16 protein-coding genes are annotated in these 20,433 nt (G+C 58.3%); 4 read left to right on the top strand and 12 right to left on the bottom strand.

Translation table 11 applies throughout. The features are described from left to right. Window positions 1–107: 107 nt before the first annotated feature. Window positions 108–2,324, bottom strand: a complete 2,217-nt coding sequence (locus CJU81_RS18980) for a DNA internalization-related competence protein ComEC/Rec2 (RefSeq protein ID WP_176464878.1) — start codon at window positions 2,322–2,324, stop codon at window positions 108–110. A gap of 134 nt (window positions 2,325–2,458) precedes the next feature. Here CJU81_RS18980 and CJU81_RS18975 point away from each other — a divergent pair, with 134 nt between their 5' ends. Further along, window positions 2,459–2,974, top strand: a complete 516-nt coding sequence (locus tag CJU81_RS18975) for a DUF2062 domain-containing protein (protein WP_095030672.1) — start codon at window positions 2,459–2,461, stop codon at window positions 2,972–2,974. A gap of 44 nt (window positions 2,975–3,018) precedes the next feature. On the opposite strand, the gene CJU81_RS18970 is transcribed toward CJU81_RS18975, so the two are convergent. The 3 genes from CJU81_RS18970 to CJU81_RS18960 all read right to left on the bottom strand — a co-directional run bounded on the left by CJU81_RS18970 (window position 3,019) and on the right by CJU81_RS18960 (window position 5,487). Next, a complete protein-coding gene (locus CJU81_RS18970; protein WP_095037837.1) occupies window positions 3,019–3,798 on the bottom strand; it encodes an ABC transporter permease in 780 nt (259 codons plus the stop codon). Further along, window positions 3,795–4,727 carry an ABC transporter ATP-binding protein gene (locus tag CJU81_RS18965; RefSeq protein WP_095037836.1) on the bottom strand — a complete coding sequence of 311 codons (933 nt, stop codon included), beginning with the start codon at window positions 4,725–4,727 and terminating at the stop codon, window positions 3,795–3,797. Before CJU81_RS18965 ends, CJU81_RS18970 begins: the two co-directional genes overlap by 4 nt. A 133-nt stretch (window positions 4,728–4,860) precedes the next feature. Then, window positions 4,861–5,487, bottom strand: a complete 627-nt coding sequence (locus tag CJU81_RS18960; protein WP_095037835.1) for a glutathione S-transferase — start codon at window positions 5,485–5,487, stop codon at window positions 4,861–4,863. Window positions 5,488–5,638: 151 nt separating this feature from the next. On the opposite strand from CJU81_RS18960, the gene CJU81_RS18955 reads away from it, so the two are divergent. Both CJU81_RS18955 and CJU81_RS18950 read left to right on the top strand, forming a co-directional pair. After that, the gene (locus tag CJU81_RS18955) at window positions 5,639–8,086 is read left to right on the top strand and encodes an acyl-CoA dehydrogenase (protein ID WP_095037834.1); all 2,448 of its coding nucleotides are present in this window, start codon (window positions 5,639–5,641) and stop codon (window positions 8,084–8,086) included. A 63-nt stretch (window positions 8,087–8,149) separates the two neighbouring features. Beyond that, window positions 8,150–8,566 carry a PA2817 family protein gene (locus CJU81_RS18950; RefSeq protein ID WP_095030668.1) on the top strand — a complete coding sequence of 139 codons (417 nt, stop codon included), beginning with the start codon at window positions 8,150–8,152 and terminating at the stop codon, window positions 8,564–8,566. 98 nt (window positions 8,567–8,664) lie between these two features. On the opposite strand, the gene CJU81_RS18945 is transcribed toward CJU81_RS18950, so the two are convergent. Continuing rightward, window positions 8,665–9,606, bottom strand: coding sequence for a LysR family transcriptional regulator (locus tag CJU81_RS18945; RefSeq protein ID WP_095037854.1), 942 nt, complete (start codon window positions 9,604–9,606; stop codon window positions 8,665–8,667). An 89-nt stretch (window positions 9,607–9,695) separates the two neighbouring features. Between CJU81_RS18945 and CJU81_RS18940 the strand changes: the two genes are divergently transcribed. After that, window positions 9,696–10,322, top strand: coding sequence for a hypothetical protein (locus CJU81_RS18940; protein WP_095037833.1), 627 nt, complete (start codon window positions 9,696–9,698; stop codon window positions 10,320–10,322). Here CJU81_RS18940 and CJU81_RS18935 read toward each other — a convergent pair. From CJU81_RS18935 to CJU81_RS18905, 7 genes are all read right to left on the bottom strand, one after another. Further along, window positions 10,307–15,052, bottom strand: coding sequence for a dermonecrotic toxin domain-containing protein (locus CJU81_RS18935; protein WP_095037832.1), 4,746 nt, complete (start codon window positions 15,050–15,052; stop codon window positions 10,307–10,309). The genes CJU81_RS18940 and CJU81_RS18935 overlap by 16 nt on opposite strands. 116 nt (window positions 15,053–15,168) lie before the next feature. Continuing rightward, window positions 15,169–15,990 carry a quaternary amine ABC transporter ATP-binding protein gene (locus CJU81_RS18930; RefSeq protein ID WP_095037831.1) on the bottom strand — a complete coding sequence of 274 codons (822 nt, stop codon included), beginning with the start codon at window positions 15,988–15,990 and terminating at the stop codon, window positions 15,169–15,171. Next, window positions 15,987–16,838: an ABC transporter permease gene (locus CJU81_RS18925; protein WP_095037830.1), complete on the bottom strand. Its 852-nt coding sequence runs from the start codon at window positions 16,836–16,838 to the stop codon at window positions 15,987–15,989. The genes CJU81_RS18930 and CJU81_RS18925 overlap by 4 nt, the downstream gene beginning before the upstream one ends. Window positions 16,839–16,859: 21 nt before the next feature. Continuing rightward, on the bottom strand, window positions 16,860–17,879 hold the full coding sequence (locus CJU81_RS18920) for an ABC transporter substrate-binding protein (protein ID WP_095037829.1): 1,020 nt from the start codon (window positions 17,877–17,879) through the stop codon (window positions 16,860–16,862). Continuing rightward, entirely contained in the window at window positions 17,876–18,424 is a 549-nt protein-coding gene (locus CJU81_RS18915) for a sigma-70 family RNA polymerase sigma factor (protein ID WP_095037828.1), read from the bottom strand. The genes CJU81_RS18920 and CJU81_RS18915 overlap by 4 nt, the downstream gene beginning before the upstream one ends. Before the next feature lie 130 nt (window positions 18,425–18,554). Beyond that, the gene (locus CJU81_RS18910; protein ID WP_095037827.1) at window positions 18,555–19,346 is read right to left on the bottom strand and encodes a phosphate/phosphite/phosphonate ABC transporter substrate-binding protein; all 792 of its coding nucleotides are present in this window, start codon (window positions 19,344–19,346) and stop codon (window positions 18,555–18,557) included. 18 nt (window positions 19,347–19,364) lie between these two features. Next, window positions 19,365–20,306 carry a fatty acid desaturase gene (locus CJU81_RS18905; protein WP_095037826.1) on the bottom strand — a complete coding sequence of 314 codons (942 nt, stop codon included), beginning with the start codon at window positions 20,304–20,306 and terminating at the stop codon, window positions 19,365–19,367. Window positions 20,307–20,433: the final 127 nt, after the last annotated feature.

Genomic DNA, 20,433 nt, shown 5'->3' with positions numbered 1-20,433 from the left:
CCCCTCGAAAAAGTGCGCCACTCTACCACAGGATTGCTTGCAACCTTGTGGGTCCAACTGTCCTGCCCCTTGCGGGAGCGAGCAAGCACGCGCCCGCAGCGACAGGCTCAATCACGCCAGAACCGGCGTTGATCGCGCATGCTTTCAGCTTTGCCCGACGCCCCCAGGCGAAATTTCACCGCACCCTGCTCGGCGCTGTCCAACACCTGCACGCCCAGCGCCTGATAACGGGCCATCACCTGTGGATGGGGATGACCGAAGCTGTTGCCATGCCCCCGGGAGATCAGCACGATTTCAGGCGCCAGCGCCTTGAGAAACACCATCGACGACGAGGTCTTGCTGCCGTGGTGCGGGGCCTGCAACCAGCGGGTGGGAACTCCCAGCGGGCTTTTCAGCAGCTCACGTTCAGCCTTGGCGTCAATATCGCCGGTCAGCAGCAGCCGTTCATCGCCTGCCTGCACCTGTAGCACGCAGGACTTTTGATTACTGTCGCTCGCCCCCGCCCACTGCCAGAGTGAAAACCTCACACCATCCCATTCCCAAGTCTCCCCGCTGATACAGGGTTGCGCCTGCAACTGCTCCGCCAACCCCGGAACATCGCCGCCAATCACCCGCGCCACGCTGACTCCCCGCTGCACCGCCAGCGCGCCACCGGCATGATCCGAGTCCGCGTGGCTGAGCAGCATCAAGTCCAGCTCGCCAACGCCCAGAGACCGCAAAACCGGCACCACCACCCGCTCCCCCTGATCCAGACTGCCGAACTTGGGGCCCGCGTCGTACAACAGCGTGTGATTGCGGGTACGCAAAGCAATCGCCAGGCCCTGACCGACATCCAGTTGCAGCACCTCGACCTGACCGTGGGGGATGGGCTCACGGGGCGCAAACAGCGCCAGCAACACCAGTGGCCAACCCAACGACCGCAAGACAAACCCAGCAGGCAACAACAGGATCAGCACTCCGGCAGCACACAACAACCAAAGGTATACCGGCACAGATGCGGGCAACCAGGGCGTGGACACATCGGCCAGCAGGCTCAGGCATTCAACCAACACGTCGATCAAGCCACCCGACACCCACAGCAGGCTTTCACCCAGCCAGGGCACAGGCAGCAGCAAGGTGCCCAACAGGGCCGTTGGCAGCACCGCCAGGCTGATCCAGGGCACAGCCATCAGATTCGCCAACGGGCCGATCAGGCTGATGGGCAAGTCGAGCACCCACAGCACCGGGAACAAGCCCAGGGCAATCAGGCCTTGAGGACGCAGCCACATGGCCCGCCACCCCCATGCCCCCAAACGGCCGCTGAAAGTAAAGATAAGCACCGCCACGGCACCGAATGACAACCAGAACCCCGCCCGCAAACTCGCCAGCGGCTCGACGATCAATACCCCATTGAGCGCCAGCAAAAAAGGCAGCCACACGCCCAGCTGCCGAAACCACAAACGCCATGCCAGCACCAACCCGAGCATCACGCACGCGCGCTGCACCGGCACTTCAAAGCCTGCCAGCACGCCGTATCCCGTAGCGCCCAGGAACGCCAGAGCACAAGCCCAGGGTAACCACGGCAAACAACGTGGCCACAGTCCATAACGTGCCAGCAGGGCAATAAATCCGTAGATCAAGCCGGCAAACAGGCCGATGTGCTGGCCCGAGATCACCAGCAGATGCACCGTGCCGGTTGCTTGCATCAGCGTCCAGTCGTCGCGACTCAGGCCCGACCCGTCGCCCAGGACCAGCGCTGCCAACCACGAAGCCCGGCCCTGGGCATCAATGCGCAACAGGCGTTGGCGCAAGCCGTCACGCCAGGCGTGGCTGGCAGCCTCCTGCAATTGACCCTGCTTGACCGTGCCAGTGGCACCAATGCGTTGCGCCAGTAGCCAGGCCTCAAAATCAAACCCCTGAGGATTGAGCAGGCCTTTGGGCTTCTTGAGTTTGACCGCCAGCCGCCAGCGTTCGCCGCTGCTCACTGGCGGGCCGTGATACCAGCTCAGCCTGATGGTCGCAGGCAAAGCGCCGTGACGCGACTTCGCCCCCTGCAATTCAAAGCGAACGGATTCACCGGACTGTTGCGGCAACCCGACCACACGCCCCTCCACCCAAAGCGTGCGCCCATCGAATGAATCCGCCAGACGGTCATCCAGCGCCCTTTGCCCCTGAACGCAGGCCCAGCTCAGCCCCAGAACAAAAAGCCCCACCGGCCAGGCCCGGCAGGCCAACAGCAACATCCCTGCCACCAGCATCGGCAGCAACCACCCGGCAGACGGTAAAACGGGTAAAAAGCGCAGCGTAATAAGCCCCGCTGCCAGCGCCAACATCCCTGTATACATGCCTATACTCAACTTATCCTTTTGACTCGGATTAGCTGGTAGCGAGCATTGCGCGCTTAAGAAATTGTCACAAAGTCTGAATAGGCATCCTGTCGAATTTGGGCATACTGCCCCCTTGACCCAGGGAGAGGCCCATGCCACGGCGTTTGATCAAACGTTTCATGCCAGATCCGGCCCTTATCAGGGAACACAAGTCCTTACGATTTTTGGGCACCTTGCTCCACGACCCGAACCTCTGGCACCTCAATCGTCACTCAGTGGCCCGGGCGATGGCTGTGGGCATTTTCGCGGCCTTTATCCCCATGCCGTTTCAAATGTTGCTGGCGGCTTTTCTGGCGATCAACGTACGCAGCAATATGCCGATTTCCGTGGGCCTGGTCTGGTTGACCAATCCCATCACCATGCCACCGGTGTTTTATTGCACCTACCAGCTCGGCGCCTGGTTGATGAACGTACCGGCACGCAGCTTGCCCGACGAACTGACCTGGGAATGGATCAGCGGCCAGCTGTCTACGGTGTGGCAGCCATTCCTGCTGGGCTCGGTAGTCTGCGGCGTGGTGCTTGGCGCACTGGCCTATTGCCTGACCATGCTCTATTGGCGCTGGTGGGTCAGCCATAAATGGAAGGCCCGTAAAAACAGGCACCCATAAAAAAGGCCCCTTTCGGGGCCTTTTTCATACATGGGCAATCGCTATTACTGACGCATCCCGCGCCCGCTGACCAGCAGCTTGGCGCAACCCAGGTACAGCACCACAGTTGCAACCACCATAAAAGTCAGCGCAACGCTGATCTTGATATCCGAAACGCCCAGAATGCCGTAACGGAAAGCGTTGACCATGTGCAGCACCGGGTTGGCCAGCGACACGCTCTGCCAGAACGGCGGTAGCATGGTGATGGAGTAGAACACCCCGCCCAGGTACGTCAACGGCGTCAGCACAAAGGTCGGAATAATCGAAATATCGTCGAAGTTGCGTGCAAAAACGGCGTTGATAAAGCCCAGCAACGAAAAAATCGTCGCCGTCAGCACGACCACCACAATGGTCAGGCCCAGATGGTGCACTTGCAGATGAGTGAAAAACAGCGACAACAGGGTCACGATCAACCCTACGATCAGGCCGCGTAAAATCCCGCCCACGGTAAAACCGATCAGAATCGTGTGCGGCGAGACCGGCGACACCATCAGTTCTTCAATCGAACGCTGGAACTTGGCCCCAAAGAAGCTCGATACCACGTTGCCGTAGGAGTTGGTGATCACCGACATCATGATCAGGCCCGGCACGATGTACTCCATATAGGTGAAACCACCCATATCGCCGATTTGCCGACCGATCAGGTTACCGAAGATCACAAAGTACAAGACCATGGTGATTGCAGGCGGCAGCAGGGTTTGCGGCCAGATCCGCATAAACCGTCGAACTTCACGGTAAATAATGGTGTTCAACGCAATCAGGTTGGGACGCAGCTCCGAGCTCATACCGCCACCTTTGCCAGGTTTTTCTCGACCAACGACACGAACAACTCCTCAAGGCGATTGGTTTTGTTGCGCAAGCTCACCACTTCGATGTTTTGCGCGGCCAGTTGGGTGAACAGACCGGTAATGCCCACAGCCTTGTCGACCTGCACTTCCAGCGTCGAGGCATCCAGCAACTGACTCGGGTAACCGATCAATTGCGGGGCAGTCTGCAACGGGTGCTTCAAGTCGAGCAAAAAGGTCTCGACATGCAACTGGCCAAGCAACTGGCGCATGCTGGTGTTTTCGACAATGGTGCCGTGATCGATAATCCCGATATTGCGGCACAACTGCTCGGCCTCCTCCAGGTAATGCGTGGTGAGGATGATCGTCGTGCCTTGCTCGTTCAGCCCGGTAAGGAAGGTCCACATCGAACGGCGCAGCTCAATGTCGACACCGGCGGTAGGCTCGTCGAGAATCAACAGCCGTGGCTCGTGCACCAGGGCGCGGGCGATCATGAGGCGGCGTTTCATACCACCGGACAACGAACGCGAAGGTGTATCGCGCTTGTCCCAAAGCCCCAACTGCGTCAGGTACTTTTCGGCACGTTCCTTGGCAATTTTCGCCGGGATACCGTAGTACCCCGCCTGGGTAACGACGATATCGAAGGTCTTTTCAAACTGGTTAAAGTTGAATTCCTGCGGTACCACGCCAATCGAGCGCTTGAGAGCTGCAGGATTGCGATCAAGGTCATGACCAAAGATATTCACCGTACCGCCAGTCTTGTTGACCAGGGTAGAGAGAATGCCGATGGTGGTGGATTTGCCGGCGCCGTTAGGGCCCAGCAAGGCAAAAAAGTCACCTTCGGCTACATCCAGATCGATACCACTCAGGGCCTGGAAACCGTTGCCGTAGGTTTTGGTTAGCTGCCGTATGGACAGAGCGGAACTCATATCGGATTACGCACCAAGATGGGGGAATGGAGAGGTGTAAATAAGGGCGAACAGGCTGTAGGACAAGTCCGACAAGGCCCTATGGTGCTTGGCCTCGCCGCACAAGTACAGTCGCCCGTATTAATAGTGGCTATTAAGTCAACGCGGTCATTACTGCATTTCGGTAAGCCGGACGCTGCTTCAAACGCTCATACCAGGCACTCAAATGCGGCAGTGGCGGGCGTTCGATGGGCATTTCGAACCAGGCGTAAATGAAGGATCCCAGCGGTATATCGCCCATGCCGATTTCATCACCGGACAAGTAGGGTTTTTCAGCCAAGGCCCGATCAGCAATAGCCAGCAACTCACCGCTTGCCTTGATGGCCGCGTTGATTGCCACCCAGTCCTGCTGCTCGGCAGGTGTACGCAATACACCCCAGAACACGGTGCGAAACACGCCGGCAAATGAAGTGCTGGTCCAGTCCATCCACTTGTCTGCCTGCGCCCGTACACGGGCGTCTGTTGGATACCAGGACGTATCCGAACCGTATCTGGCAGTAAGGTAACGCACGATAGTGTTGGATTCCCACAGCACGAAGCCGTCGTCCTCTTCAATCACAGGCACCTGGCCATTAGGGTTAAACGCCCGATATTCCGGGCTGTTGACCACCCCAAAGGCGCCCCCCGCTTCTACGCGGCTATACGGCAAAGCCAACTCTTCAACACACCACAACGCCTTGCGCACGTTTGACGAATTCTTGCGACCCCACACTTTCAGCATGATCTGGCTCCTGATTGATAGACGCCGAAGCAGTCTACGCCGGGATGACGAACTCCGCCTCCAGCGTGAGGTCACTATCCATACACCCCTGGTCGAAAGTTGCGACTAAGCTCACAAGAGTGCACGCCCCTGGTTTCATGGAGGATTGAATATGCTGTTGTTGTGGATTCTGGTTCTGATTGTTGGCATCGCCTATATGGCCCATCGCCGCATCGCGCCCCTGACGACCATTGCCGTGGTCGCTGTGTATTTGCTGGCCATGGGCGTCATCGGCCATGTCCCCGGCTGGCTGCTGGCAATCCTGTGGCTGCTGCTGGCAGCGCCCACTGCCCTGCTGCTATTGCCTGAGCTTCGTCGCAAACTGTTTACTGCCCCCCTGTTCAACTGGTTCCAAAAGACCCTGCCGCCGATGTCGCAAACCGAACGTGACGCCATTGATGCCGGCACCGTGTGGTGGGACGGCCAGTTGTTCAGCGGCCGTCCCGACTGGAACCAGTTGCTGGCCTACCCCAAGGCCCAGCTGACCGAAGAAGAACAGGCATTCATTGATGGCCCCACCGAAGAACTCTGTGCAATGGTCAGTGACTGGGAGATTGGCCAGGCCATGGACCTCCCGCCCCAGGCCTGGTCCCACATCAAGGAACACGGTTTCTTCGCCCTGATCATCCCCAAAGCCTACGGCGGCAAGGGCTTCTCGGCCTACGCCCACTCCCAGGTTGCCATGAAACTGGCCACCCGCAGTGGCGACCTCGCGTCTACCGTAATGGTGCCCAATTCCCTCGGCCCTGCGGAATTGTTGCTGCATTACGGCACCGACGAACAACGCGACCACTATCTGCCCCGTCTGGCCCGTGGCGATGACATCCCCTGCTTCGCACTGACCGGGCCACTGGCAGGCTCCGATGCTGGCGCGATGCCTGACACCGGGATTATCTGCAAAGGCCAGTGGCAAGGCGAAGAAGTGCTTGGCCTGCGTCTGAACTGGGAAAAGCGCTACATCACCCTCGGACCCGTCGCCACCCTGCTGGGCCTGGCGTTCAAGGCCCATGACCCGGACCATCTGCTGGGCGACAACGAAGATTTGGGTATCAGCCTGGCGCTGATCCCTACCGACACCCCCGGAGTCGAAATCGGCCGTCGCCATCTGCCACTGGGCGCCGCCTTTATGAACGGCCCGAACTCGGGCAAAGATGTGTTTATCCCGCTCGACTTCCTGATCGGCGGCCAGGAAATGCTCGGCAAAGGCTGGATGATGCTGATGAATTGCCTGTCGGTGGGGCGTTCGATTTCCTTACCGGCAGTGGGCACTGGCGCTGCCAAGTTCACCAGCCTGGTGACCGGCCAATATGCTCAGGTGCGCGAACAGTTCAATGTGCCACTGGCGGCTTTCGAAGGCATTCAGGAGGCACTGGCACGTATCGGCGGCAATGCCTGGCTGATGGACAGCGCGCGCATGCTGACGGCCAACGCAGTCGATCTGGGGGAAAAACCCTCGGTGCTGTCGGCCATTCTCAAGTATCACCTTACCGAGCGCGGCCGCGAGTGCATCAGCCACGCGATGGACGTGCATGGCGGCAAGGGCATCATCATGGGGCCCAACAACTACCTGGGCCGCAACTGGCAGGGTGCGCCGATTTTCATCACCGTGGAAGGCGCCAACATTCTCTCGCGCAACCTGATGATCTTTGGTCAGGGCGCCATTCGCTGCCATCCATTTGTACTCAAGGAAATGGCCCTCGCCAGCCGTGAAGACAAGGATCAGGCGCTGGTCGAGTTTGACGAACTGCTGCTCAAACACATCGGTTTTGCGATCAGCAACAAGGCCAGCACGTTCGTCCTGAACCTGGGTCTTGGCCGATTCGAGCACGTACCGGGCAATGCCTTGAGCCAGGGTTACTTCCGCGCCTTGAACCGCCAGGCGGCAGCCTTTGCCCTGCTGGCCGACCTGAGCATGATGCTGCTGGGCGGCGAACTTAAACGCCGCGAGCGTCTGTCGGCACGCCTGGGTGACGTGTTGAGCCATATGTACCTGGCCAGCGCCGCGCTCAAGCGTTATCACGACCAGGACTCACCTGCGCACCTCGACCCGCTGTTCAAGTGGGCCATGGAGGAAAGCCTCGGCCACGCCGAACGCGCACTGGACGAGCTGCTGAAAAACTTCCCGAACCGCGTTCTGGGGTTCTTGCTGCGGGGCGTGGTATTTCCGTTTGGTCGCCGTCATACCGGCCCGTCGGACACACTGGATGCAGAAGTTGCCGCAATCCTGGGCCGCACCAAAGGCGATCCGGCACTTGAAGCAGTGCTGGCCGGTTGCTATCGCCCGCAATCACCGGACGACGCCGTGGGTGCCCTGCAACATGCCAGCGACCTGCTGAGCGAAGCCCGCCCGTTGCACAAAAAGCTCCACGAAGCGCTGAAAAGTGGCCAGGTAAAACCTGCCGCAGGCGAACCGGTCATCGATGCGGCGCTACAAGCCGGGGTCCTGCAAGCGGGCGAAGCGCAAACCCTGCGTAGCGCCGAGGCCGCACGGCGCAAGGTGATTGACGTGGATGACTTCAGCAAGGAACAACTCAGCCACACCGAAGGAAAGATTCGATAGCAGGACAGCGAGCGCGATGAGCTTTATACTCTCGCGCCCGTTTTACCCAAGAGGATACCCGCAATGGCCACCAATGATCTGAACCACAACCTTGTCCTGCTCGACATTCTGCGCAGCATCCTGGTTGCTGTCGGTGACGCTGAGCAGATCCCCGAGGAAAGCCACACGCTGTTCATGGAACGTTTTGACGACATGCGCAGTTCGCTGCCGGTTGACCCGATCAACAGCCAGTACCTGGGCCAGGACATCATGTGCCAGGTTATCGAACGTTACCCGCAGATCGCCCATCTGGTCCCGCGCGACCTGCTGTGGTACTTCGGCGGTGCCTGCTTCAACTTCCTCTCGGATGAAGAACTGGACATGTACCAGGCTCTGGAAGAGCGCCGTCACGAAGCCGAGCTGAACGATGAGCCGTTCGACTGGAATCAGGAAAAACAACTGATGGCGCTGCCGACCACACAAGACAGCCCGCAGCACTGATCACAGTCCGACCCAAAAGCCCGCCCGGTTTTGCCTGGCGGGTTTTTTTATGCAAACACGAAAACCCCGTAGCAGCTGCCGAAGGAACGAGGCAGCTGCTACGGATTACGCCACATCCCCAGCGTCGGTTCCTGCGCCAGCCGTTCCACCAGAAAGTCGATAAACACCCGCAGCTTTGGCGGCAGATACCGAGTGGGCGTTTGCAGCAACCACACGCCACCATGGTAGGAAGCAATAAAATCCCACTCGGGCAGCACCTGCACCACCAGCCCCTCTTCCAGCGCCTGGCGCGCCGTGAAATACGGCAAGCTGCCGACCCCGATATGCTGCAACACCGCATCCAGACGTACGCCTGTGTGGTTGGCCGCATAACGCCCGCGTACACCCACTGTCACCGATTTACTGCCCTGCCTGAACTTCCAGCGCGCATCGGCCGGGGTTTCCCCTAGATAAATGCAACTGTGCTCACGCAAATCCTCAGGCTGCTGCGGCACCCCGTGACCGGCCAGGTACTGCGGCGTGGCACAAAGCAAATGCTCGATCGGGAACAACTGGCGCCCGACCAACCCCGGCGGTGGTTGATCAGTAATGCGAATGCTCAAATCGACGTTGTCATCGATCAAATCGACATAGCGATCTTCCAGGATCAATTGCACATCGACCTTGGGGTAACGACGCAGAAATTCGGGCATATGCGGATGAATTACATACCGCCCCACCGCCTTGGGTACGCTCAGGCGTATCAGCCCTTCGGCCTCCCGGGCAAAACGCCCGCTCAGGTCCATTACCGCTTGCGCCGCACCGGCCATTTCGTTGCAACGTTTGAAAACCTCATGCCCCGCATCGGTCAGCCCCAACTTGCGGGTTGTGCGTTGCAGCAAGCGAATGGCAAGGGCTTTTTCCAGACGGGCAACACTGCGACTGACTGCCGAAGGCGAGGTACCGAGCTGGCGTGCAGCTTCAGAGAAACTCCCGGCCTCGACCACCTTCACAAACACGACCATTTCAGCCAGTAACGACAAAGATAGATTTATGCTCACGGTGCACAGGTCCATTGAATTTTGCATGGATTATCACACCACAGGCTCGACCCTATACTAGAAAAAGAAACCCGCTCAGGAACACTGCCATGACCCAACGCCTGTTTTTCAACAACGACGCCACCCGCTGCGAGGTCGAGGTTACCCACTGCGCGCCCCATGAGGACGGATTCGTCGTCACCCTCGCCGCCACTCCCTTTCATCCCCAGGGTGGCGGGCAACCCAGCGACACAGGCTGGATCGGCAACAGCCAGGTCATCAAGGTGGTACAGGAACAAGACGCCATCGTGCATTACGTCAGCCTGCCCGTACCGACAGGCCGGGCACAGGCGCAAGTCGATGAAGCCCGCCGCCGGCTGCATGCCCGCCTGCATTCGGCCGGGCATTTGATCGGAGTGTATGGCGAGCAACTGGGCTGGGTACCCACCAAAGCCCATCACTGGCCGGACGAATGCCGGGTAAGTTTTGTGCCCGGTGACAACCCGCAAGCGCTGGAAGCTGAGGCCGTGCAGCACGCCCTGGAACAATGGATCGGTGCCGACCTGCCAAGGCATACCCGCCTTGATCCGCAGCAGCGCGCCATCAGCTTTGGCGATCTGCCGGGTTATCCGTGCGGCGGTACCCATGTGCAATCTCTGGCTGAACTGGGTACCGTCAATGTGCTGTCAGTAAGCCAGAAAAAAGGCGTGCTCTCGGTTCGCTACACGCTCGACTGAGCCGTTACGGCTAACGACAAAAACAGCCGCTGCGCCATGGCCCTGTCAAGTCGGGCGCGATACACCTCGATGTACTCGTGCTTGCTCTGGGCTCTGGCGTAAAGCGAATGCTCACTCAGGGTTCGCTGCGCGGCGGTTTTAAGATGGGCCACATCAAAATCCGCGAGGGGCGTGTCCTTGCTCTTGTAGTGAAAGTGGGCAAACCACAACGCCTTGCCATCCTGCGTGCTGATGGCGTATTCCTCCAGGTAATCCTTGCGTTGGCCTTTCGACAAATACCGCCGTGGTCCGGTACGGGTGATTTTCACCTCACCCTGGGCTTTCAAGTACTCGACATTGGCCCCCGTAGGTGGGAGCCGCTTGATAATGCTGATTCGCAAGCTTCGACCTTCGGCACGCAACCTGCCAGCCGCCGCCTTGAGTTCGGCAATTTGCGCCAAAGCTTCTGCTTTACGTTGATGATCCAGGGACTCGACATCAGGGTTGGCACCCACAACATTTTTTTCAATCTGCTGCGCCACTTCATCGAGCGAGCGAGCCTTGAAATCCAGAATCTCCTCGATTTCCACCGGTATTTTTGACGTAGTTGCTGTTGCGCGGTTATGTGCGATCACTTCTGACAGGCGCTCCAGCAATCTGCGAGCGTCTGCCTGAAGACTGGACAGAGACTTTGCTTGAGAAACCTGAACGGTTGAAGGCCTGCTGCTGCCGATCTCTTCCCACAAGCCTGTTTCTGTTTTGCGATAGGAGCGAATATTCAAGCGGTCAATGCCCTCAGCAACATCGACAATTTCCTCATCGGAACCGGAGGACGGAGGACGGACCTCCCCCACCAGGGTCAGGTTTTTGCTGGTCTTGATGACTTTCTGCAGAGCACGGGTGGAGGTGCTTGTGGCCCGGGGCGCATTGATCAGACGACTGGGGCCGGGGCGGGCATCCTCCGCTTCAGAGGACGAGCTTTCAGACTCCCTGATAACATTTTCCATCTGGGACTCTGCAAACTCCCGCAGGCTGCCCATTACCCGGATGATGTCGGGTAGGTACTCATTACGAAAATGCTCGGAAGCCAGGCTCAGCAAGTTCTGGCAAACGCCTTCAGCGGCGTCGTACTTTTCAATGGTCTTGTCAAAAAACTCGAGGTGCTCACTGGTGTAGATCGCACCATCGCGGCGCAAGCCCAATTGCGACCAGGCCGTATCAACCAATGTGCCTTGCCCAAACAGATCAAATGCGTGTTGCTCTTCAGGAGAGAGGTTGATCGCATCACGCCGAATGGCCAGTTCACAAAGGGTTTCCAGATACGCTGCGGACCAGTGGCGATCAAAATAATCGCGGTCCGGCTTGCTCATTATCTCCAGCAGCGCGCTTTCTTTGGGCAGCGGTCTGGCCTTGACCTCATCCAGCGCCTCACTTTCACGCAGCGAATTTTTGAACAGCCGCGCCTCCAGCCGTTGCGCCTGTTTCAAGTTCTGAACCCAGCGCTCATAGGGTTCATTGGAGCCCTTGCTGATTTCAGCCATGACTGCCAGCAACTCGGGGATATAAGACAGCATTGAGTTGTTGAGCGGTAAGGCCTGGAGCGATTCTTCCAGGTAGTTCTGCAATTTGAACAACCTGAGGGTCAACTGAACCCACGTCTCCTGTGTCCGGGCTTCAAAGCTTTCATTTGGCATCACATGATGCGTTCTGGTTTTCAGGTCGATCAACTCCAGCACACCTCTGCGCCACGCTTCCAGCTCGGTTTCATAGCGATCAACCAGCGCCTCCCGGCGTTCCGGGTATTTATTGAGCAACTCTTCGGTAAGTTTGAGCACACGCTCACGGCCCTGTAGCTCTTCCTCAAGACGTACCGCCTCTTGCATGAGAGCCGTGACTTTCTGGGCTTTTTTCTCCCGAAATGCCTGAATGGCTTTTTTCGGTCCACCGCCTCGCAGCCCGATGCGCAAATCAAGGCGCCATTGCCCGGATTCATCTCTTCTCAGGGCCGGCCCAAATCGCATGCGCTGCTCAGGGTCCTGAATGACCGGCCCCTCAACATTACTGCTGACACGGTAGGTTCTGTCGTCAATTCGCACATAGAACTTGTCCTGATACTGGATAAACCCCTTCAATACGCCCTCTTCCACAAGCGTGCCCCGAGTCAGATCGATATCCAGCGCAAAGGTGTTCAAACTCGACTGCTGGGCTTCAGTCAGTCGGGGCTGTGCACTGAACCATGTCACGTCCAGGGACGAATAATCCCTTGCGGTGCGGGCATCCAGATCAGGCAGTCTTTTTTGCGCAAATACGGAGACTTGCTGCGGCTCTGGCACCGCAAGCGCTTCAGGTTGATAGATCGTGAACAGAGGTTCATCGACAGGCGGGTTCAAGCGCCGACGTTCATTGGTTTGCGCCTTGAAGCGCAAACTCTCGTGCAACAGGGCCAGGCTGATATTGAACAACAGGTCGATGACTGTTTGTTGAGCCGCCTGCTTGTCGCCATCGATTCGCGCCTTTAAACCGCTATCCAGGCTTAACAGGGTCTGAAACAGCCAGGCGGCTTTTTGCAGGGGGCCGCTGAGAAAAAACGTCAGGCCGTTAAACAGGCTCCAGCCGTAGTGTTTGAGCAATAACCAGCGGCGTTCCGAGGTCGATACTGTCTGATTGTCAGCCATGGTCATCAGGGCATTGGCGTTAGCGTCGAACATCGCGCCAAAGTAGTCACCCACCACGGCCTGGGTACTGAGGGTTGCCGGGCTGCGGGGCAGCAGGGCCAAAAAACCTTCCAACAAGACACCCTCCAGATGCGGGCGCTCAAAACCGCCGTCGGCGTAATACCCCCTGGCATCATCGTCCAGCCAGGTCAGCACGCTCTCTTGCAACTCGCCCGTGTGCTTGATGGCCTCCACCAGTGCCGTCCAGCTGGCAAACTCCAGCAGCGGCTCCGGGGCAAAAGGCCGGTACAAAATAAATGGCCCGACCTGAATATTCAGCGCACCGAACACAAACATGTTCGCCACCGTATCCACTTCAGCCCCCTCATAAGCGTGAAAACCCAAGGGGCGCACACATATATATCCACGGGTGACCGACAGTTGCGCGTCATGGCGCATAAGCTGGGTCATGATTCGCAGACCCTGGCGTGTAAAACCGGCTCGTCCCCTGATTTGCTGCTCCAGGGCAAACAGGGGCAATTGAATTCTCAGCTGGGCGGCGAACAGTGCCTCACGTCGAGCTGCTTCCTGTTCGTCGTCGACCAGATACCCCTTGAGCAGCGCGATATAGCGCGTCCCGACATCCAGCTCATCCACCAGCGCCTTCACATAGCCGCTGGTCAACCAGCCCGGCACGGGAGCGCCGGTGCGATCCTTGACATCGATCAGGCCGACCGGCCAGCCGCCTCTGTAACTCAGGACAAACTCCGCGAAAGACAGGACATCGTCACTGAAAATGGCCAACTGCAAGTTCTCAACGCCTACGTCATGAATCTCGATGTTCGAGAGATCAAGACCCGAGTGCGGATGATCGCGCTCGATACGTTGGCGGATCATCTTCTCGGCATAAACCGGCAGAGCATCAATGCCCTCAAGAAAGCTGCGCCCGCCGTTCTGGCGCTGCCATATCAGTTCAGCGTTGAGCAGCTGGCTGTAAGCCATTTGCTGCGCAGGGCTGGCAACGGCGAGCCACTCGGGTAATGCTCCGGTTACATGATCCAGGTACGGCTGCTCCTGCGGGCTGAAAAAAGGAAACATCGCAGCCGCGTCGTCCAGTGCCTGCTCAAGCCGCCCGACACTCCAGTTGCCCGCCTGCGCAGCTTGCCCCGAACGGGCTATGTCACGCAGTTGCGAATCCAGGAGGGTCACGGCCAGCGCTGCGAAGAAATCCCCCTCTGGTTCATACAGGCTCCAGGTCAATGAGCGAATCGGCGTGGTCTGCAATATTCGCCTGACCATAAGGGTCGCGAACGCCTGCACCGAAACAAATGATTCAACCCCGTGTTCCAGCGAGTAACCGAGCACGAGCAGGCGATCCGGCATTTGTCGGGTGAGCAGCAGCGTGCCTGGCAGTTGAAAGCGGCTAACGAGGTTGTCTTGCGCTCCCTCTATGTTCACCAGATAAGCACGCAAGGGCGTTTCGGCGGTAGCCCTTGTGCGGGCCTGCTTGTCCGGGAAGGAGGCCAGCACCGCCAGCCCGACCGACTGCTCGGTCGCGAGTTCAGGCATGCGGTTTTGCACCAGGGCGGCACTGCTCAACGCGTTCTGTAAAACCCGGCTCAACCACAAGACAGGAGCCGTCGTGACGCTGTGCCTGTCACTCCAGAACTCGGTCATGGCCTGTTGAAACATGTCGATCAACACCACCGCCTGCTCATTGATGATGACCTGCAGATCAGCCATGTCTACCGCCAATGGCGCAGGGTCCAGCTCGGTGCTCCCGGCGCAAAGGCGATGGAACCCTTGAATCAGCACCACCGGCTTTGAATCGAGAAAACCCTGAATCATCACATCCACCGCAGCCATCAATCGATAGCGTCGGGGTGTACCCGGCAAGTCGTCGGGCGTCAGTGGCTGTGCAATAAAAAGCTGAGAGAAATCTGCATTCAGAGCCGGATATTTTTCCTGCAATGCTCGCTTGAAGCCCAGAGCAGCCACGTTCTGGAATGTCGGACGCTCAGAAAAATGCTGGGCTGCAAAGCTGCCCAGCACCGAGTAGCGAACCATTGCGTCGGGGGTGGTCGAGAGTGTTTTCATGACAGTTCATCGCATTAAGTAGCAGACGGAGTTCTGCCCGCGGGGGCAGAACGAATCCGCTGATTAAATGCAATTAACCGGGGTCAAACGCGGTAACAGGGTATGGACATTACCGATCAGGCGCTGGCGCGACGGCGCTGGACGAAACGGCCCACGTAATCATCTGCCGGGGCATGCAGAATTTCATGTGGGGTGCCGACCTGAATCAACTGTCCGTCCTTGAGCACGGCAATGCGATTGCCGATGCGCAGCGCTTCGTCCAGGTCATGGGTGATAAACACGATGGTTTTTTGCAGGGTGCGTTGCAACTCCAGCAATTGGTCCTGCATCTCGGCACGGATCAACGGGTCCAGGGCGCTGAAAGCTTCGTCCATCAGGATGATGTCCGTGTCGGTGGCCAATGCCCGCGCCAGGCCGACGCGCTGACGCATGCCGCCCGACAGTTGATGAATGAACACCTGCTCGTAACCTTGCAGGCCGACCACTGAAATCCAGTGGCGCGCGCGCGCCTGGCATTGCGCGGCGCTTTCACCCCGCACCTTCAAGCCATAGGCGACGTTGTCCAGTACATTGCGATGGGGCAGCAGGCCAAAATTCTGAAATACCATGCTGATCTTGTGCCGACGAAAATGGCGCAGGGCAGGCATGTCGTAATCAAGGATGTCTTCACCGTCTACCAGGATCTGACCGCTACTAGGGTCGATCAGCCGATTGAGATGACGCACCAGCGTGGATTTGCCTGACCCGGACAAGCCCATGATGACAAACACCTCCCCTGCCCTTATCGACAGCGAAATATCATTGATACCCACCACGCAGCCTGTTTCAGCCAGCACCTGATCTTTACTCTTGCCGGCGCGAATCATGGCCAGAACGTCTTTCTCACGATTGCCGAATACTTTGAAAACATTGCGTACTTCAATTTTGTTATCGGTCATTTCTGATCCCCATGCCGCGGTCGGCCATAGGCCTGGGTAATACGGTCGATGACCACCGCCAGAATCACGATTGCCAGCCCGGCCTCCAGGCCCTTGCCGACATTGAGGGTCTGAATGCCCACCAGCACATCCTCACCCAGGCCGCGCGCGCCAATCATCGAGGCAATCACCACCATCGACAGGGCCATCATGGTGGTCTGGTTGACCCCGGCCATGATGCTGGGCATGGCCAGTGGCAATTGCACGCCGAACAACTGCTGCATCGGCGTGGCACCAAAGGCATTGATTGCCTCCATCACCTCGCGGTCGACCTGGCGCAGGCCCAGATCGGTCAGGCGGATCAGCGGCGGTACGGCATAAATCACAGTGGCAAAAATCGCTGGCACCTTGCCCAGGCCAAACAGCATCAGCACCGGGATCAGGTACACGAAGCTGGGCATGGTTTGCATGATGTCCAGCAGCGGCATCAGCACCGAGCGCAGGCGGTTGCTACGGGCGGCCAGAATACCCAGCGGGATGCCCAGCAGCACCGAAATGACCGTGGCTACCATCATCAATGCCAGGGTTTGCATGAGCTTGTCCCACAGACCGACTGCGCCCACCAGAAACAACAGGCCGACGATCAGCACGGTGCTGAGGACTTTGCGCGTGGCATGCCAGGCAATCACCCCGACGATGGCCAGCATCAGCCACCACGGAGTCAGGCGCAGCAGGTTTTCAAGGTTGACGATGGCCCAAAGCAAGGTGTCGGAGATGTGCCGAAACACATCGCCGTAGTTGCTGACCAGCGCATCAACCCCGTCATTGACCCATCCTGCGATGGAAAACGTCAGATAGTCAGGAAACATGCAGTGCTCGTGTTCAAGGGGTTAATTCGCTTCAAGCGCCGCATCGACCTTGGCCGCTGCTTCAGGAGTGACCCAGGCGTGCCAGATCTGCGGTTGCTCACGCAAAAATGCCTGTGCTGCCTTGCGCGGTTCGGTGCGCTTTTCGCTCATTTGCGCCAGAGTGGTGTTCAGCAGATCGATCGGAAAATCGACCTTCTGGTAAAACTCGACCAGTTGCGGGTATTGCTGGCTGAACGGCGTCGATACACCGATGGCCAGTTTCGCCGGCAACGAACGGGTGCCCTTGGGGTTGGGATTATTGACGTCGGCCAGGGTTTTCCAGGCTTCGGCATCAAAGGCAGGCTCTTCGAGCTTGATCAATTTGTAACGGCCAATCAGCGGGGTGGGTGACCAGTAGTAGAACAACACCGGTTTGCCACGCTTGATCGATGAGCTGACCTCGGCATCCAGCGCCGCGCCGGAGCCAGTGCGAAAGTTCACAAAGTCCTTGTCCAGACCATAGGCCTTGAGCTTCTGGCTATTGACGATTTCAGAGGTCCAGCCAGTAGGACTGTTCAGAAAGCGACCGCGAGAAGGGTCTTCCTGATCGCGGAAAACATCTTTGTAGCGCGCCAGATCATTGACCGATTTCAAGTCCGGCGCCAGTGCCTTGATGCCTTTTTCCGGGTCGCCCTTGATCACATACTCAGGCACCCACCAGCCCTCGCTGGCATTCTTGACGATATCGCCCAGCCCCAGCACCTTGCCCTCGGCTTCGGCCTTGATCCACACCGGGCTGCGCCCTGCCCACTCCTCACCAATCACTTGAATATCGTTTTTGGCCAGTGCAGCTTCCAGGCTGACAGTGCTGCCGGGCAGTGTGTCCGTCGCCACGTCGTAGCCTTTTTCGGTAATCAGACGCAGTACTTCGGTAATCAAGCTGCCGCTTTCCCAGGTGATATCACCAAAGTGAACCGGCGCCTTTTGCTCTGCCAGCACCGGCTGGGTGATCAATGCACAGGCCAGTAGCGAACCACCGAGCCATTTTTTCAAGTTAGTCATGCGGATTCTCTTGTTATGGAGGGGCGGAAGGTGGGTTGCGCGGTGGCCTGCAAGGCGCAGCGCTTGAGTGCGCGAACCATGTAGTCACTGACGCTGCGCCGGGATATGCCCAGCTGTTGCGCGATTTCGGGGTAGGTCAGGCCATTGACCCGTGACAGCACGAAGGTTTCCTTGACCTTGTCAGGCAAACCATCGAGCCGGGCGTCAATCATCTGCAGGGCTTGAAGTGCCTGCGCCAGTGTTTCTGGCGAGGGTGAATGCAGAGGTTCTTGCTGTTGCACGCTCATCAGATAGGCCCGTTCCACATCACGGCGACGCCACAGTTGAAAGATCAAACGCCGGGCGATAGTCGTCAGCAGCGCGCGCGGCTCACGAATGACCAGGCCCCGGGGCGCACTTAAAAGTTGGGCAAACGTATCGGCCGCGATGTCTTCAGCGTAGCTGCTGGAATCGAGGTAACGGCACAATCGTGCATGCAGCCACAAATAGTGGGTGCGATAAAGCTGGCTCACATGGTCGCGATGAGCGAGGTCGGCGCCGGACATAGGGGCTCCAGAAAGTAAGTAGAACGGTATGTCCGGTGATCCGGTGCGGCGATCCTAGCAAATGGTTTTATGCAATTTAAATACTAAAAAAACATTTGGTTATTCGTTTCAGCTATTAAACATGAATCCCCTACTGCAAGACTTCATACCCGAACTCCGCCGCTTCCTGCCGATAATCGAGAACCTTCTGATAATCAGCTTCACTGGCGGGTAAAACTTCCCGCAGCCCCAGGGTTGCAGCTACCTCGGGTAATTGCTGCAAGGCAGTATTCATTGCCTGGCGAATCTGCTCTGCGCCGTCGCGTCCGGCACTGAGCGCCGTGATGTAAGGCAACGTCGGGCTGCTGGCCGTTCGCGCCACAACCCGCAGCCCGGCGACTTCTGTCGGCGCATAACGGGCCAGGTAGGCAAAGGTCACGCTGTCGATGGCGGCCAGGTCTGCCCAGCCTTCACGCACCCAGCGCAGGCTTTGCCGGTGCGCGCCGCTGACGGCCACTGAAGCAAAAAAACGCCCGCCGCGCTGCAGGGGCGCAAGACGATGGCGCAACAGATTCATACCACTGTTGGAGTGCTGGTCATTGATCACCCCGCGGCTGCCCGCGAAAGCGGCCAGATCGCGGCGCGAGTCTGCATCACGGCTGACAATCACACTGCAATGCTCACCGCCACTGCTGTCGGGCCATTCGTAATGCGGGCGACCGATCAATTGCACCTGCCCGCGCAACTGGGTTAACAGCGGATAACCACAGGTCTGACTCAGCAACAGCTCTGGGGCCCTGAACAACTCCAGCAGACCAAGGCCCCGGGTATCACCGCGGGTGTGCTGCAAAAGCGCGAGAATGCGGGTCAGCCAGCGCTCATTGGCTTCGCTGACCTGCTGGGGGGCTACATACATTGCCAATTCGGCATAACGGCCAGACATGGAAGGCACCTTGTGAAATTAACTGAACGGATGCTGCGGGCTATCAATCGCCCGCACCGCGTGACGACGAAAAAGCTCACCGTAGCCTTGCACCAGGAAACCACCACTGCGTTGCTGCCACTGCTCGCGCCGCGCCCGATAGACCCTGGGCAGGTAAAACCACGGCAAGCCCGGCAAATCATGGTGCACCAGATGCAAATTGAGGTTCAGGAACAGCCAGGTCCAGGGCCAACCGGCTTCATTGAGTACCGTTCGCTGTTCCGGCCGGGCTGCGGGACGGTGCTCATAAAAGGAGCGAACCATGCCCACTGACAAAACTGGCACGGTGACCAGAAATACATACTGCCAAACGGCCAGTTCGCTGTAGTACGCGATAAAGGCGAACATCAGCACCGTGAAAAAACCGTGGGTCAGCCACATGCACCAGGCTTGCCGGTCGCCACTGCGCAGGCGTTGCAGCTCTTCTCTGGCCATACCGTACAACGCCAGGGGCGGGCCCAGCAGCAATCGCCCCGGCACCGTTTTGTTCAGCCAGAGCAGGCCGCGCAAAAGCTTTGAGCTGGTTTGCCAGTGAGCCTGGCTTAAATAGCGGCTTTCGGGGTCAATGCCTGGCAGGGTCAGGTCATGATCGCGGTGATGCTGTAAATGGCTGTCGCGATAGAGGGTGTAGGGGTACCACAAGGCAAAAGGTGCGTAGCCCAGCACCTTGTTCAGACTGTTGAAACGGGTGGGATGGCCGTGCAGCAGTTCGTGCTGCACTGACATCCACAGCACCACCACCGGAATCAGCAACACAATTGTCCAGCCCGCGCCGAGCAGCGGGCTGCCCAGCAGCAAGGCAAACCAGGCGGCGGGTACGGCAAGCAACAATATCCAGGTGGGCCACTGGGTTCGACCGGTAAAGGTACGGGACAAGGCCTGAATGTCCCGTTGCTGGGCGCTATCGAAAAAATGCGACATCTGAAGAACTCAAAACAGGTTTGAATCCTTGTGGCCCCAGTCCCAGTTTTCTTGCAGATCGATTGGTTATGAGCTTAGAGGTGTTTGCGGGCTGGCCGAAAAGCAAAACCCGGAAACGCAAAAAGCA

Origin of the sequence: Pseudomonas fragi (assembly GCF_002269505.1) — a bacterium.
GTDB lineage: Bacteria > Pseudomonadota > Gammaproteobacteria > Pseudomonadales > Pseudomonadaceae > Aquipseudomonas > Aquipseudomonas fragi_D.
Note: the sequence above shows the minus strand (reverse complement) of the source record. Positions and strands in the feature narration are given on the sequence as shown.

What these genes read in the sequence shown, in the direction of transcription:
- CJU81_RS18980 (WP_176464878.1), bottom strand. Translation starts at nt 2,324, where the DNA reads ATGTATACAGGGATGTTGGCGCTGGCAGCGGGGCTTATTACGCTGCGC.
- CJU81_RS18975 (WP_095030672.1), top strand. Translation starts at nt 2,459, where the DNA reads ATGCCACGGCGTTTGATCAAACGTTTCATGCCAGATCCGGCCCTTATC.
- CJU81_RS18970 (WP_095037837.1), bottom strand. Translation starts at nt 3,798, where the DNA reads ATGAGCTCGGAGCTGCGTCCCAACCTGATTGCGTTGAACACCATTATT.
- CJU81_RS18965 (WP_095037836.1), bottom strand. Translation starts at nt 4,727, where the DNA reads ATGAGTTCCGCTCTGTCCATACGGCAGCTAACCAAAACCTACGGCAAC.
- CJU81_RS18960 (WP_095037835.1), bottom strand. Translation starts at nt 5,487, where the DNA reads ATGCTGAAAGTGTGGGGTCGCAAGAATTCGTCAAACGTGCGCAAGGCG.
- CJU81_RS18955 (WP_095037834.1), top strand. Translation starts at nt 5,639, where the DNA reads ATGCTGTTGTTGTGGATTCTGGTTCTGATTGTTGGCATCGCCTATATG.
- CJU81_RS18950 (WP_095030668.1), top strand. Translation starts at nt 8,150, where the DNA reads ATGGCCACCAATGATCTGAACCACAACCTTGTCCTGCTCGACATTCTG.
- CJU81_RS18940 (WP_095037833.1), top strand. Translation starts at nt 9,696, where the DNA reads ATGACCCAACGCCTGTTTTTCAACAACGACGCCACCCGCTGCGAGGTC.
- CJU81_RS18935 (WP_095037832.1), bottom strand. Translation starts at nt 15,052, where the DNA reads ATGAAAACACTCTCGACCACCCCCGACGCAATGGTTCGCTACTCGGTG.
- CJU81_RS18930 (WP_095037831.1), bottom strand. Translation starts at nt 15,990, where the DNA reads ATGACCGATAACAAAATTGAAGTACGCAATGTTTTCAAAGTATTCGGC.
- CJU81_RS18925 (WP_095037830.1), bottom strand. Translation starts at nt 16,838, where the DNA reads ATGTTTCCTGACTATCTGACGTTTTCCATCGCAGGATGGGTCAATGAC.
- CJU81_RS18920 (WP_095037829.1), bottom strand. Translation starts at nt 17,879, where the DNA reads ATGACTAACTTGAAAAAATGGCTCGGTGGTTCGCTACTGGCCTGTGCA.
- CJU81_RS18915 (WP_095037828.1), bottom strand. Translation starts at nt 18,424, where the DNA reads ATGTCCGGCGCCGACCTCGCTCATCGCGACCATGTGAGCCAGCTTTAT.
- CJU81_RS18910 (WP_095037827.1), bottom strand. Translation starts at nt 19,346, where the DNA reads ATGTCTGGCCGTTATGCCGAATTGGCAATGTATGTAGCCCCCCAGCAG.
- CJU81_RS18905 (WP_095037826.1), bottom strand. Translation starts at nt 20,306, where the DNA reads ATGTCGCATTTTTTCGATAGCGCCCAGCAACGGGACATTCAGGCCTTG.